This window comes from Micromonospora sp. NPDC005252, assembly GCF_042872475.1.
Taxonomy (GTDB): domain Bacteria; phylum Actinomycetota; class Actinomycetes; order Mycobacteriales; family Micromonosporaceae; genus Micromonospora.
This window is the reverse complement of the sequence record NZ_JBIAKN010000002.1, coordinates 525,363-539,031: the sequence shown is the minus strand read 5'-3', so window position 1 is coordinate 539,031 and position 13,669 is coordinate 525,363. Positions and strand designations below refer to the sequence as shown.

8 protein-coding genes and 1 pseudogene are annotated in these 13,669 nt (G+C 75.4%); 2 read left to right on the top strand and 7 right to left on the bottom strand.

Going from position 1 to position 13,669, the window contains the following annotated elements:
- Positions 1-2: 2 nt before the first annotated feature.
- The 3 genes and pseudogenes from ACFYPH_RS08245 to ACFYPH_RS08235 form a co-directional block, all read right to left on the bottom strand.
- Entirely contained in the window at positions 3-776 is a 774-nt protein-coding gene (locus tag ACFYPH_RS08245) for an adenosylcobinamide-GDP ribazoletransferase (RefSeq protein WP_387180125.1), read from the bottom strand.
- Entirely contained in the window at positions 766-2,736 is a 1,971-nt protein-coding gene (locus tag ACFYPH_RS08240; RefSeq protein WP_387180123.1) for a bifunctional adenosylcobinamide kinase/adenosylcobinamide-phosphate guanylyltransferase, read from the bottom strand. The genes ACFYPH_RS08245 and ACFYPH_RS08240 overlap by 11 nt, the downstream gene beginning before the upstream one ends.
- A 566-nt stretch (positions 2,737-3,302) precedes the next feature.
- Positions 3,303-4,778 (bottom strand): annotated as a pseudogene (locus ACFYPH_RS08235) (protein kinase); the annotation flags it as partial.
- Positions 4,779-4,924: 146 nt separating this feature from the next.
- Here ACFYPH_RS08235 and ACFYPH_RS08230 point away from each other — a divergent pair.
- Positions 4,925-5,125 (top strand): hypothetical protein, encoded by a 201-nt coding sequence (locus tag ACFYPH_RS08230; RefSeq protein WP_030337978.1) that lies wholly within the window; start codon positions 4,925-4,927, stop codon positions 5,123-5,125.
- Positions 5,125-5,922: a site-2 protease family protein gene (locus ACFYPH_RS08225; protein ID WP_387180120.1), complete on the top strand. Its 798-nt coding sequence runs from the start codon at positions 5,125-5,127 to the stop codon at positions 5,920-5,922. Before ACFYPH_RS08230 ends, ACFYPH_RS08225 begins: the two co-directional genes overlap by 1 nt.
- A 58-nt stretch (positions 5,923-5,980) precedes the next feature.
- Here the strand turns inward: ACFYPH_RS08225 and ACFYPH_RS08220 are convergent, their stop codons facing one another.
- The 4 genes from ACFYPH_RS08220 to ACFYPH_RS08205 all read right to left on the bottom strand — a co-directional run bounded on the left by ACFYPH_RS08220 (position 5,981) and on the right by ACFYPH_RS08205 (position 13,621).
- The gene (locus ACFYPH_RS08220; RefSeq protein ID WP_354859759.1) at positions 5,981-6,979 is read right to left on the bottom strand and encodes an aldo/keto reductase family protein; all 999 of its coding nucleotides are present in this window, start codon (positions 6,977-6,979) and stop codon (positions 5,981-5,983) included.
- 44 nt (positions 6,980-7,023) lie between these two features.
- Entirely contained in the window at positions 7,024-11,916 is a 4,893-nt protein-coding gene (locus tag ACFYPH_RS08215) for a WG repeat-containing protein (RefSeq protein ID WP_387180118.1), read from the bottom strand.
- Between the two features lie 374 nt (positions 11,917-12,290).
- Complete coding sequence (locus ACFYPH_RS08210) at positions 12,291-12,851, bottom strand: XRE family transcriptional regulator (protein WP_355134963.1); 561 nt, start codon at positions 12,849-12,851, stop codon at positions 12,291-12,293.
- 176 nt (positions 12,852-13,027) lie between these two features.
- Positions 13,028-13,621, bottom strand: a complete 594-nt coding sequence (locus tag ACFYPH_RS08205) for a DUF3043 domain-containing protein (protein WP_354859767.1) — start codon at positions 13,619-13,621, stop codon at positions 13,028-13,030.
- Positions 13,622-13,669: the final 48 nt, after the last annotated feature.

The following is a 13,669-nucleotide window of genomic DNA, read 5'->3' as shown; positions in this document are numbered from 1 at the left end:
CTTCAGGCGGACAGCACCACACCGAGGTAGACCAGCGTGGTGACCACCTCGACGGTCGCGCCGAGCACGTCGCCGGTGATCCCGCCGAGCCGGCGTACCACGTGGGCCAGCAGCGCGACCGCGACGGCGAGCGCGGCGCCGACGGCGAGCGGCCCCTGCCACGGGCGGCCCGGCACCGCGGGCACCGCCAGCAGCACGACGGCGACCGCGCCGACGGCCAGCGCCACCGGGCCGACGGTTCCCGCCACCAGGGCCCCCAGCCCGTCCGGCCGGGCCGCGGGCACGCCCCGTCGGCACGCCACCGTCACACCCAGCCGCCCGGCCGCGGTGGCCGCCACCACCGCCGCGAGACACGCCGGCCAGGACCGGCCGGCCAGGTCGGCGAGCGCCGCGGCCTGCACCAGGAGTACGACCACCAGCGCGACCACACCGAACGGTCCGACGTCCGGCTTCTTCATGATCTCCAGGGCGGCAGCCCCCCGCCGGTACGACCCGAGCGCGTCCACGGTGTCGGCCAGCCCGTCCAGGTGCAGCCCTCGGGTGAGCAGGGCGGCGGCGCCCACCGTCACGCCGGCGGCCACCAGCGGGGGAGCGAGCAGGCCGGTCAGCAGCAGGACGCCGCCCAGCAGTACGCCGAGCAGCGCGCCGACGGCCGGGGCGAGCGCCATCGCGGTACCCGCCACCGGGCGGTCGATCCGGCCGGCGCGTACCGGCAACGTGCTGAAGGTGGTGACCGCCAGCCGGGCGCCCGCGACGAGCCGCGACTCAGCCGGCACGCCAGCCCGACGCCGGCTGCTCGTCCGCCCCCGTGCGGGTGGGCCCCGGCCCGGCCGGCTCCGGCTCGACGAACTCCGGGTCGGTGTAGTCGGGCCCGGTGTACGCCGGCTCGGCGTCGTCGGGCTCGGCGTCGTCGGGCTCCGGGTCGGTCTGCGGCTCGTCGGCCCGGTCCGCGTCGGCGTCGCCCGCCAGCGACGGGTGCACCGGCAGCGCGGCGGCCAGTGCCAGCACCGAGCGCAGCAACGGCAGCGCGACCAGGGCGTTGGCGCCCTCGCCGAGGTCCAGCCGCAGGTCGAGCAGGGGCGTGAGGCCGAGCACGTCGGCGGCCAGCCGCACCGCCGGGTGCTGGCCGTGGTCGGCCAACAGGCACCAGTGCCGCGCCTGCCCGGCCAGGTCACGGCTGACCATCCCGGCGGCCAGCCCGACCGGCCCGTCCAGCAGCACCGGCACCCGGCGGGCGGTGGCGCCCAGCAGCACGCCGGTGGCCACCGCCACATCGCCGCCACCCAGCTCGGACAGCACGTCCTTCGCGCCGCGTGGCGAGCGGCGGGTGCGGTGCAGCGCGTCGCGCACCGCCGCGCAGCGGACCATCCAGGCCGCGTCGTCGATCTCACCGGAATCGGTGATCACCCGGCCCAGCACGGCCGGTGGTTCCGCGCCGGCCGTGGCCGCCAGCACCGCCGCCGCGGCCGCCTCGGTGCCGGCGCCGCACGCCCCCAGGACAAGCAGTTGTACGCCCGCGTCGGCGGCCTGCTCGGCCAGCCGCCAGCCGTAGCGCAGCGCCGACTCGACCTGCTCGCCGGTGAGCGCCGGCTGGGTCTCCATCGGCGCGGAGGCGGGGGTGTCCACCACCTGCAGGCTCGCGCCGCTCTCGGCGGCCAGCCGGGCCAGCGCACCCCGCCCGGCGCGGGCCTGTGCGGCCCGACGCGCCGACTCGCCCGCGACGGTGCCGGCCGACGCGCCACCGGCGTGGTCGCCGTTGAGCAGCAGCACCCGCACCGAACCCCAGGCGGCCGGCGTCGACGTGCCCTGGGTGGCGGCGGCGAAGCCGACCACCCGGTCCAGCACGCCCAGCCCGGCACCGGGTACGTCCAACGTGGCCAGCCGGTCCACCGCCTGCGGACCGGCGTAGTCGTCGGGCATCGGCAGCTCCATGCCCGGCTGGATGACCAGCCCGGTGGCCACCATCGGCAGCGCCATCGTCGGCGCGGCCCAGGGGTTGCCGGGCTCCTGGTTCGGGGCGACCGGCGGGGTGTGGGTCAGCACGTCCGGCAGTTGGACCTCGGGGGTGGGCTCGGCGTCGAGCAGGCTCGTGCCGGCCTGGAATGCGCCGGTCTGGCTCGCGGCCGGCGACACAGGGCTCGCCGACGCGCTCACGGTCGCGGCGGCGGCAGCAGCAACGGCGGTGGTGGGTGCCGGCTTCAGCCAGGCCGGTTGGCCCGCGACCACCAGCACCACTGCGTCGCAGGCATCGGCGACCGCGCGGTTGGCCGCGCCGAGCGCGTCGGTGAACGCCCGGCCCAGCGGGGTGGTCGGCACCAGCGACAGCCCCACCTCGGGGCTCACCAGCACCACCCGCGCCGCGCAGGTGCGGATCGCCTCGGCCAGCTCGGCGATCGTCGCCACGTCGTCGGCGGGCTGGTACTCCGGGTCGAGCAGCACGGTCACCCAGCCGCCCAGGTCGTCCACGAGAAGCGTCTCGTTGGGCTCGGCGGATTCGAGCACGTCCGCCAGCCGACGCGGCTCTCCGGCGGTCTCCTCGGTGGTCCAGCTGCCCGGTCGGCGGGCGCGGTGCGTCGCCAGCCGGGTCGCCCACTCGGTGTCCTCCGGGTCGCCCTCCGGCGCGGTGGCGATGTAGCGAACCACCGGCGCGTCGGCGACCAGGGACTCGGCGAACTCGGACTTGCCGGACCGGATACCGCCGAGCACCAGGACCGTGTTCCACCCGTCAACGGACATGTCCGTACCTTAGTTCTCATGCCCCGGGTCTGGGCACGTCGCCCCAGCCCTGCCGACGATCGAAAGTCCGTTCCGCGTCCATTGCAGGCAAGCGTCCGCTTCCCTCCTGCGCCGTCCGCAGCGCCCCCGCGAGCGCCGGCAATCTTGGACAGTTTCCGTCAGCTCGGAACGGAAAGTGTCCAAGATCTAGCCCGCCCCGGTGTCCGGGGGCGAGGAGCGTGGCGCAGCGTTGTGGGTGGTCAGCCGCAGTGTTCGAACCCGCTGCCGTAGCTGACCCCGCCGGTGGCGCCGCCCCACTTCACGCACGCGCCAGCGGCGGAGGCCCGCACCGGGCCCGCGTAGTAGTCGAACGAGCCGCTGTCGGTGCTGCGGGCCCGTCCCTGCACCTCCAGATACGCCGACGCCGCCGTCCTGGCCCCGACCGCGGTGTCCTTGAGGGTGACCACGCAGTTGTTGCCGTTGCCCGAGTGGTAGAGCAGGTAGACGCGACCCTGACGACGGCCGCCACCGTCGGTCAGCGTCGCCGAGTCGATCACCTGATAGCCGCTGCCGCACGCCTGCGCCGCCGTGTACGGGTTGGGCCGGCCCGCCGGGCTGCCACTGGACGTCGGTCTGCCGCTGGCCGCCCCGGTCGGCGTGGTCCCCGGTGCCGCGCTGCGGGTGACCGGGCTGCCGCTGGCGGGCGTACCCGATCGGTCGCCGCCGGTCGGTGTGGCGGTCGCGGTCCGGTCGGCGCTCGGCGTGCCACTGGCCCGGGGTCCCGGGGTGGTGGTATCCGCGGTCGGCAGCGCGACGCCGGTGCCCGACGTCGACTCACCCGTCAGCGCCGCCGGACCGGTCGTCCTGCCCGGCCCGGCGTCCGGCCGCAGCGCCGCCACGGCACCGCCGACGAGCGCGATCAGAATGATCGCGCCCACCCCGACCAGCAGCGGCCCGCGTCGCCGGCTTGACGACGTCGGCAACGGATCCTCGCGGGTCGGCCCGGTCTCGGTTGGCCGGATCTGGACCATCCCGGCCCGGAAGGCCGGTGGCAGGGCCGGATCCGTGGTCGGGACCGGCGGCGTCGGCGCGCGGGTCGGCACGGGCGGCGTGGGACTCGAAACGGGCGGAACCGGCGGCGCGACGGGCGGCGGGGTGGTGGCGCCCACCACGGGCGGGGCGGGTGCGGCCACCGCCCACGGAGGGCGGGCGGAGGGCGGGATGCTGGCCAGGGTCGCGTCGCGGGCATCAGCGGCGGCAGCGGCCAGCTCAGCGGCGCTGGCGTACCGGTCCGCGGGCCGCTTGGCCATCGCCCGCGCGACCACCGCCGCCACCGCGGGCGGCGTGTCCGGCGGCAGCGGGGCCGGCTCGTCCTGGGCGTGCCGCAACGCCACCGCGAGCGGGTTGTCGCCGTCGAACGGTGGCTGCCCGGCCAGGCAGAAGTACGCCACCGCCCCGAGGGCGTAGAGGTCCGTGGCGGCGGCGACCGGCTGACCGGTGGCCTGCTCGGGAGACATGTACGCGGCGGTGCCGAGCACCATGTTCGCGGCGGTCAGCCCGGCCATGCTGCGGGACCGGGCGATGCCGAAGTCGACGAGCACCACCCGACCGTCCGCCTTGACCAGCAGGTTGCCGGGCTTCACGTCCCGGTGCACGATGCCGGCGAGATGGGCGGTGTGCAGGGCGTCGGCGGCCTGCGCCAGCACCGACATGGTGGTCGCCGCGTCCAGTCGACCCGCCGTGCGTACCCGGACCGACAACGGCTCGCCCTCGACGTACTCCATCACCAGGTAGTCGACCCGGCTGCCGTCGGCGAGCGCGGCCTGCCCGACGTCGTGCACCGCGACCACGCCGGGGTGCCGCAACGCCGCGAGCATCCGCGCCTCGGCGCGGAAGCGGGCGGTGAACTCCGGATCGGCGACCAGCGACGGCAGCAGTACCTTCACCGCCACCTCGCGCTCCAACAGCACGTCGGTGCCCCGCCAGACCGCGCCCATCCCGCCCGTCGCCACCCGCTCGCCCAGCCGGTACCGGTCGCCGAGCAGCACTCCCCGTGTCAGCACCGAGCCACCGTACCGGCCCGCACCGACGGGGGTTGATCAACCCGTGGGTTGCCGCGGGGGGCGAGCGAGCGGCCGTTGCGCGCCGGGCCGACTACGCTGGCGGGGGTTCGTCCCACGGGGACTTCAGCGGCGAGGGGAGACGCGGCATGGCGTGGAGCTGGCGGTACGAGGGCACGGACGGTCAGACGGTGGAGGGCCCGGCGGAGTCGTTCGGCAGCCAGGCCGACGCCGAATCCTGGATCGGTCAGACCTGGCGTGAGCTCGCGGCGTCCGGCGTCACCTCGGTCGCGCTCGTCGAGGACGACCGGGTGGAGTACCGGATGAGCCTGCTGCCCACGGCCGAGTGATGGCCTACGACCGGCCGGGCGCCGACGGGCTGGTGCTCGGCGTGCCCAAGGCGGCGTTCCGGCCCAGCCCGGTCTTCCTCGGCCTGGTCGCGCTCTTCGCGGTCAGCGGGGTGCTGGCCTGGAACGGCTACGGCAGCGTCCGCTTCGACGTGTTCCTGTTCGTGGTGTCCGGCTGGCTGGTGTCGCTCTGCCTGCACGAGTACGCCCACGCTGTGGTGGCCTACCGCGCGGGCGACCGGGACATCGCCCACCGCGGTTACCTGACGCTCAACCCGTTCAAGTACACCCACCCCCTGCTGTCGATCGTGCTGCCGGTGGTGGTGGTGCTGCTCGGCGGCATCGGCCTGCCCGGCGGCGCGGTGTGGGTGGACCGGCACGCCATCGGGGGGCGACTGCGGCACACCCTGGTCAGCCTCGCCGGCCCGGCGACCAACGTGCTGTTCACGTTGCTGCTCGTGCTGGCGGTGCGACTCGGCACGTCCTCGGGTGGCCCGGTGGAGTTCTGGGCCGGGGTGGCGCTGCTGGCGTTCCTCCAGCTCACCGCGAGCGTGCTCAACCTGCTGCCGGTGCCCGGCCTGGACGGCGGCAACATGATCCAGCCGTGGCTCAATCCGCAGTGGCGCAGGATGTACGACCTGTTCGCCCCGTACGGCTTTCTTCTGCTCTTCGCGCTGCTGTGGAACCCGCGCATCGGCGGCTGGTTCTTCGACGCGGTCTTCGCCGTGGGTGACCTGCTCGGCCTGCCGTCGTGGCTGTACGCCGCCGGCCTGGACCTGATCCGGTTCTGGCGGAGCTGAGTCGAGCTGAGTTGTCCGGTCCGGCCGGCGCGGGTGCGCCGACCGGACCGGACCCGCGTCAGGGCCGCTCGGCGGGAGACTCGGTCTTGGCCGGGTCCCGCTCGGTGACCGGCTCGACGATCTCGTCGATGGCCTTGAGCAGCTCGGCGTCGAGCTTCACCCCGGCCGCCTTCACGTTGTCGTGCACCTGCTCGGGGCGGGACGCGCCGATGATCGCCGACGAGACGTTCGGGTTCTGCAGGACCCACGCCACGGCCAGCTGGGCCATGCTCAGCCCGGCCTGCTCGGCGAGCGGCTTGAGCTGCTGCACCCGGGTCAGGACGTCGTCGTTCATGAACCGGGAGATGAAGTTCGCGCCCGACTTCTCGTCGGTGGCACGGGAACCGGCCGGCGGCGGCTGCCCCGGCAGGTACTTGCCGGAGAGCACGCCCTGGGCCATCGGCGACCAGACGATCTGGCCGATGCCCAGCTCCTCGCTGGCCGGCACGACCTCGGTCTCGATGACCCGCCACAGCATCGAGTACTGGGGTTGGTTGGAGACCAGCGGGACGTGCAGCTCCCGGGCGAGCGGGTGGGCGGCCCGCAGCTGCTCGGCGGTCCACTCGGAGACGCCGATGTAGTGCGCCTTGCCGGAGTGCACGACGTCGGCGAACGCCTCCATCGTCTCCTCCAGCGGCGTGCTGTGGTCGTACCGGTGGGCCTGGTAGAGGTCCACGTAGTCGGTGCGCAGCCGCCGCAGGGAGCCGTTGATCGACTCCATGATGTGCTTGCGGGACAGGCCGCGGTCGTTGCGACCCGGCCCGGTGGGCCAGTAGACCTTGGTGAAGATCTCCAAGCCCTCGCGACGCTCGTTCTGCAGCGCCCGGCCGAGCACGTCCTCGGCCCGGGTGCCGGCGTACACGTCGGCGGTGTCGAAGGTGGTGATCCCCGCGTCGAGGGCGGCCCGGACGCAGGCGTTCGCCGCGTCCTCCTCGACCTGTGAACCGTGGGTGATCCAGTTGCCGTACGAGATCTCGCTGACCATCAGGCCAGAACGGCCCAGGTGTCGGAATTCCATGCCCCGACCATAACTCCGGTGGATCACGATCGCCGAGCGACGACTCAGAGCACCGGGTTCGCGTCGGTCAACAGCCGGTCGATCTCCTCCAGCACCGCCGCGCGATCGGGGTGCACCAGGTCGATCAGCGGCCCACCCCGCCGGTCCAGCGCGCCCCACCGACCGCTGCCGCTGACCACCAGGAACGCCACCGGGTGGATGACCACCATCGGGTACGACGGCTGGACCAGCACCGCGCCGGTCCGGTCCACCACACCGCGCCGACCGGCCACGTCGACGACCACGAGACCCTCGTCGGTGAAGCCGTCGACCGGACCCGCGTCGGTCAGCTCGGTGACGAAGCCGTGGTATCGGGTCGGCACCACGATCCGGCCGGTCCGGTCGACCGCACCCCACCCCTCGCGCTTCACCGCGGCCAGCCCTCGGCGGAACGGCCGTACGTCGGCGAAGTTGGGCGGAACCTGCACCGCGCCGGTCGGGTCGATCGCCGTCCACCCGCCGTCGGTGAACACCCAGGCCAGGCCGTCGCTGAACGGGCGCACCGCCCGGTACGAGGGCGGGATCACCGTCGTACCCAGCAGGTTGATCAGGGACCACCGGTCGGTGTCCGGCCGCCGGACCCAGGCCAGCCCGTCGTGGAAGGGCTGCGCCTCGGCGTACCGGGCGGGAATGACAACGTCGCCGGCGTGGTCGGTGTAGCCCCACAGCGGTCCGTCCCGGTCCGGCTGCGGGGGCTGGTCACGGTCGAGCACCTCTTCCCGACTCCGGGGGTACGGCCCGAAGCCGTCGGCCGAAGCCCGCGCGGTGACCGCGTCGAGGGCCACCCGGATCCGGTCCAGCAGTTCGGCGTCGCCGGCCCCGCGCAGGTCGAGCGCCCGCTCGAAGTGGTGGCAGGCCTCCATCAGCCGGCCCTGGTCATAGCAGCACCGCCCGGCGTGCTCGTGCAGGGCGGCGCGCAGCCGGTCGGGCAGTTCGATCGAGTTGGCCTCGGCGAAGAGCTGGTCGGCCTCGGCGTAGTCCCCCCGCCAGCGCAGCACGTGGGCCAGCCGGGCCTGGGCCAGCGCGGTCCGGCGCAGCTCGCCGGTGGCTTCCGCGTAGGTGAGGGCGAGCCGGCCGTCGGCCAACGCGTCGTCGAGGTCGCCGAGGATCCGCGACGCGACCGCGCGCAGACTCAGCAGCCGCGCACGGGCCTTGTTGTCGACGGCCGAGCCCAGCTTCTCGGTCAACCGCCGCCGGATGGCCCGCATGGCGTCCGGCTCCGTCAGCTCCTCGCGCAGGGTCACCGGATCCAGCCGCCAGCGGTAAGCGGCCAGGACCTGCTCCGGGTCGCCCTGATCGGCCAGCGAACGACGGGGCGGCTCCGGCGCCGTGGCGGGCGGCGTCGACACCGGCGCGTCCTGGTCGGACGACCCGCTGCGCGGCCCGGGAATGCCAGCGAGCGGTACGGCGGAGACGGGCGCGGCGGGTGGCGCGGACACGGGCGTCGCCTGTGGCGCGGAGACGGGTGCCTGCGCGGCCGGCGGTGCGGAGACGGGCGGTGCGGAGACGGGCGGTGCGGAGACGGGTGCCTGCGCGGCCGGCGGTGCGGAGACCGGCGGTGCGAGTGCCGCCGGGGGCACGGGCTCCGGTGCGGGCGGTGCGGACACGGGCGCCGCCGCAGTGGGCCGTTCCGCTGCCGGCTCGGGCGGCGGCGTGCGCGTCGCCTCGGTCGCCGGACCGGACCCGGCCGGGTCGGCATCCGGGTCCGGGCTGGCGGTCGATGGGTACGCGTTGCTCGACGCGGGCGGCGCCGATGCCGGCCGGTCCCACGGTCCGGCGTCGGCGAGGCGGTCCCGCGACGCGTCGGTGGATGCGTCGGCGGTCGGCGCGCTCGTCGGGCCAGTGACCTGGCGGATGTCGTCGGGGGCGAGGTCGCTGTGGTGCCCCGACGCCTCTGTGTACGGCTCACCGCCGAGCGGACGGTGGATGTCGCCCGACACCGGCTCGGCGGCCGCCGCTGCGTCGTCGGCATCGTCGACCAGGTCGTCCGACCAGGCGCGTGGAGCACCGGAGACCGGGTGTGCCGGCGGTCCGGAGATCGGCTCCCGTCCGTCGGTCGGGGTCGGTTCGGTGGAGGGCTCCACGTGGGTGGCGAGGTCGTCGACCCGAGGGCGACGCTCAGCGTCGGCCACCTCCATCGGGGTGGCCGAGGCCGGCGGTGCCGAGACAGGCCAGGCCGAGTCCGGCGGCGCGAGGGCTGGCGGGGCCGAGACGGGCCAGGCCGAGTCCGGCGGCGCGGAGACAGGCGGTGCCGAGACAGGCTGCGCCGAGGCGGGTGGGGCGGGGCGTACGGCGATCGGATCGGCTGGTGGTGCGGACACCGGCCGGCTCGGTGGTGGGGAGACCGGGTCGGCGAGCGGTCCGGAGATCGGTGTCGCAGCGGTCTCGACGGCCGAGTCGGGCCGCCGGTCGGCTGCGGGGTCGCTGACCAGCGGTTGAGCGGACGCCGCCGACGGGACGTGCGCGTCCTCGGCGTGTGGCGAGCCGGCCGACCCGTCGCCGGGCTTCCAGTCCTCGGTCGTCTCGGCGACGGTGGTGGTCTCGGGTTCCTCGGTCGGCCGCTGGTCCGCTGGTGTCTCGTCCTGGTCGGGCACGACCGGCTGGGCGCCCGGGCTGAACCAGGCTGCCGGCCCCCGGGCCGACGCCTCCGCTGGCTCCGCAGCGGTCGGCACTGGCGCTTCCGAGGGCGCCGGGGGCACGTAGCGACGCGGTACGCCCGGGGCGATCGGAAGCGCCGGCTCGGCATCCGGCGCGGGCGCCGAGGACGTCGGCGTCACGGGGGTGGGGGGCTGCTCCGGCCGCTGCCAGGACGGTGGGGGAGCGACCGGCGGGCGGTCATCCGCAGGCGGCGAGGGCCGCTGCCCAGGTGTGGGTTGTGGGGGCTGGTCCTGCGGGGCGGGACGGGCGGGCGGCGCCGGGTGCGAGCGGTTGTCCGGGCCGGGATAGCGCGGTGGCGCGGTGGCGCGAGGGTCGGCAGTCGAAGCCGGTTCGGTGGGTGTGCGGTGCTCGGGCCGCTGCGGCGACTCCGGCCGCTCGTCCGAGGACGGAGGATCCACCGGGGCGGGCAGGAACTCCAGCCGCAGCCGGGCGGCCGGTGGACCGGAGACGGGGACGTCCGCCGGGGAGACCGGTGCGGCGGACACCGGCCGGTCGCGCTCCGGACGACCGGACGACGTGGATGGTTGCCACGCGTGGTCCGCCGAGGCGGGGGAGACGGGTGCCGCGGACACCGGCCGGTCCGGGCCGGGCGCGGCGGGCGAGACGGGTGCCGGCGACACCGGTCGCTCCGGCGAGGCCGGACGAACCGGGGTCGCCCGGCCGGTGCCTGGCGCGGCCGGGGAGACGGGTGTGGGCGGGACCTGGGTGGCCCGGCCGGAGGTGGGCGGCGCCGTCGCGGCGGGACGCGCGGGCCGTTCGTCGTACCGGGGCGGCTCCGCCGGTGGCCGTGCGGGTCGCGTCGCCGGCCGCGGCGGGACCTCCGGCTCAGCGCCGCGGTGCGGCTCGGGCCGGTAGCCCGGCTCCCGTCTGCGGTCCGGGTGCACCGGACCGGGCGGCGGCCAGGGCAGGCCGCCACCCGACCGGGGGCCGGGCTGCGACCGCGGCTCCTCGCGGTAGGTCTCCTCGCGGTACGGCTCCTCGCCGTACCGCTCCGGCCGGGCGTTCTCGCGCGCGCGACGGTCCGGGTACGCCTCGGTGCGGGCTGCCGCCTCGCGGGGTTGCTGCCGGTGCGGCTCGACATCGGGACGGCGGCGCTCGTCGTCGCGGCGGGGCTGTTCCGGTGCCTCCGGTTCGGGGCGGCGCCGCCGTCCGCCCTCGGACGTCTGTGGCGTCCCGAATGCCTCGTCCGGCCGGCGCTGCCGGTCGGTGGACGCACCGGGGCCAGCGTCCACGCGGGACCGGCCGTCGGCAACGCCCCGCTCCGGGCGGCGGGCGTCGTCGGGTAGGCGTTCTGAGCGGCGGGCGTCGTCGGGTAGGCGTTCCATCCGGCGGGCGTCGTCGGGCAGGCGGTCCGGGCGGCGGGCGTCGTCGGGTAGGCGGTCGGGGTGGCCCTCGGCCCGGTAGCGGGAGCGGCTGTCCACGGGTGCCCACTGGCCGGCCCCCTCGGCGGCCCAGCCGTCGGTCGGGCGGCCGTCGTGGCCCCTGGCCGGTGGGGTGCCGTACCCGTCGCCGGGGTGCCGGTCGTGACTCGCGGCCGGCCGCTCCGACGTGCCGCGCCGGCGCGGCGCCTCGTCCGGCTCGGGCACCCAGCCGGAGTCACTGCGCGGTGCGGGGGAGTAGGGCCCGGGGGAGACGGGTGGCGCGGTCGGGTACGCCCGGTCCCGGTCGGCCGGCTCCTGTCGGGGCGGGCGGCCGTCGTACCGCTCGGAAGTGGGCTGCTCGCGGTGCCAGGCGGCCTCCCGAGCCGGTCCCCGGTCGTCGTTGGGTCGCCGGTCGGACCAGGCGGTCCGCCGGTCCGACTCGGGGGAGCGGCGCTCCTCCCGTCGGGGCGGCTCGGGGAGCGGCCGGCGGTACGGCTCATGGTCGTACTGCGGGGTCTCGGGTCGTCCGTGGTGCGTCGTGTCGACCGGGCGCTCGTCGCTGCGTGACCAGCCGTAGGAGGGTGTCCCGCCCGGCTCGTCGTCCGCCCCCCACCGGCCGTTGGGGGCAGACTCGCCCGGAGGCTCGTCGGCCCAGGAGCGGCCGAGGTAGGTGCCGTCCGGTCGGGTGGGCGCGAGCGGCGGCACCTCGGTACGACCGACAACTGTCGCCCGTCCGCGCGGCGGTGCCGGCTGGTGGGTGACGCCGATGTCGCCGGGGTAGCGCTGGCCGGGGAACTGGGGGTGCCACTCGGTGGTCGGCTCGACCACCCAGGACGGTTCGTTCGGGTCCCGCCACCGGTCGGTGTAGCGGCCGTTCATCCGTTGAGCCCGTCGCCACACCCGGCCGCGTGGCCGCTCCCCGTCGACGGTGAGGTGGCCGCGGTGGTGCCTCGCTGGCCCATGGGCGTCCGGTCGCCGCCTGCCACGCCCCGGTGGCCGGCTCGCGTCCGCTCGCTCACGGCGTTGTCACCTCGTTGCACATTGTCGCGCTGGGGCCTCGCGTGCCGGTCGGGTCGCCCATTCCGGCAGGGCGTGGCTGCGGATGGAGGGTAACGGCGTGGGCTCGTTCACCGCCACTGTGGCACCGCCCACGAGCGCAAACGTTATCCGATGGTTCCGGACATTTGGGTCGATAACCCAATCTGACCTTTGACGATACCCCACCCGCCGGCCGGGTGGACCGGAGCATCGGGTCAGGGATGCTCCATGACGAGGACGGCGAAGGTGCCGGGGACCAGCGCCTCGTACCGGTGCGGTGTGTCGCCGGGGAACGTCGCGTAGTCACCCGGACCGAGGTCCACGGTGCCCGCCTCGGGGCCGACGCGCAGCCGTCCGGCGGCCACCACCACGTGCTCGACGCTGCGGGGGGTGTGCCCGTCCGCCTCCCGGACCGCGCCCGGCTCCAACTCGATCAGGTAGACGTCCCGGCGCAGGTGCGCCGTGCCGGCGCTGAGCAGCGTCCCGGCGAAGTCGGCCTGTTCGGAACGGACCCGGGGCCCCTCCCCGGCGCGGATCACCCGGATGTCGACGTCCGCCGGCTCCACGAGCCGGCTGAACGGTACGCCCAGCGCCACGCCGAGCGCCCAGAGCGTCTCGACGCTCGGGTTGCCGGTCCCCGACTCCAGGTGGGAGATCGTCGACTCGGTCACCCCCGCCCGATGGGCCAGCTCGGCCAGCGAGATCCCGAGGCGCTCCCGTTCGCGGCGCAGGGCGGCAGCGATGGTGGCCAACGGGGCAGCCGGTTCTCCAGGCATGCGTGTTCGCTCCATTGGATCAACGTGCGAGGTGACGAACAACTGGCGACCTGTTCACCGTGATGAACTACGCGCACGCTACAACGAACGGCCGCTGCCCGGATGCTTCCCGCTGCGCTTTGCCCCCAACGCGGCCGGAGCCGCCACTGGGGCGACGCGGGCTCGGGAAGCCGGGATCAGACCTTGTCGCCGAGCTTGACCTGAGGAGCCGGAGCGCGCATCCGCCGGAAGGTGATCGACCGCATCACGGCGTAGAGGTAGAGCGAGCCCATCCGCTGGTCGGTCTTCGGGAAGCGCTCCCGGACCAGCTTGCCGATCTTGCGGCAGATCAGCAGCGAGTCGACGACCACACCCAGGGCCAGTGCGCCCCAGAGCACGTTGGAGATCAACCGCACCGGCGCCGGCATCGCCGCGTTCGAGCCGATCAGCACGATCAACGCGCCGCCGAAGAACCAGGTGCCGACGGTACGCCGGGAGTCGACCACGTTGCGTGCCAGCAGCCGCTCCGGGCCCCGGTCGCGGGGGCCACCCTCGCGGCGGAACTCGGCCGCGGCCTCGGTACGCAGCTGGCGGCGCCGCTCCCGCTCCTCCTCCTTGGTGAGGGGGCGGGTGGGGCCGGCCGGGCGACGGCCGACGGTCGGCCGCTTCGGCGTCTCCCGACCCTTGGCCGGGGTGTAACCCCGGGGACGGTCGGCGGTCTCCTCGGGGGTCACCGAGGTGACGGCCTCGTCGACGAGGTCGGTGGACTTGCGGCGAAAGAGCGACGGCACGCGGCAAGGGTAGCCAACGGTTCGCGCCCGGTGCACATCGCGGTGCAC

Coding starts and splice junctions, on each gene's coding strand:
- ACFYPH_RS08240 (WP_387180123.1), bottom strand. CDS start 2,736: ATGTCCGTTGACGGGTGGAACACGGTCCTGGTGCTCGGCGGTATCCGG.
- ACFYPH_RS08230 (WP_030337978.1), top strand. CDS start 4,925: ATGGCGTGGAGCTGGCGGTACGAGGGCACGGACGGTCAGACGGTGGAG.
- ACFYPH_RS08225 (WP_387180120.1), top strand. CDS start 5,125: ATGGCCTACGACCGGCCGGGCGCCGACGGGCTGGTGCTCGGCGTGCCC.
- ACFYPH_RS08220 (WP_354859759.1), bottom strand. CDS start 6,979: ATGGAATTCCGACACCTGGGCCGTTCTGGCCTGATGGTCAGCGAGATC.
- ACFYPH_RS08215 (WP_387180118.1), bottom strand. CDS start 11,916: ATGAACGGCCGCTACACCGACCGGTGGCGGGACCCGAACGAACCGTCC.
- ACFYPH_RS08210 (WP_355134963.1), bottom strand. CDS start 12,851: ATGCCTGGAGAACCGGCTGCCCCGTTGGCCACCATCGCTGCCGCCCTG.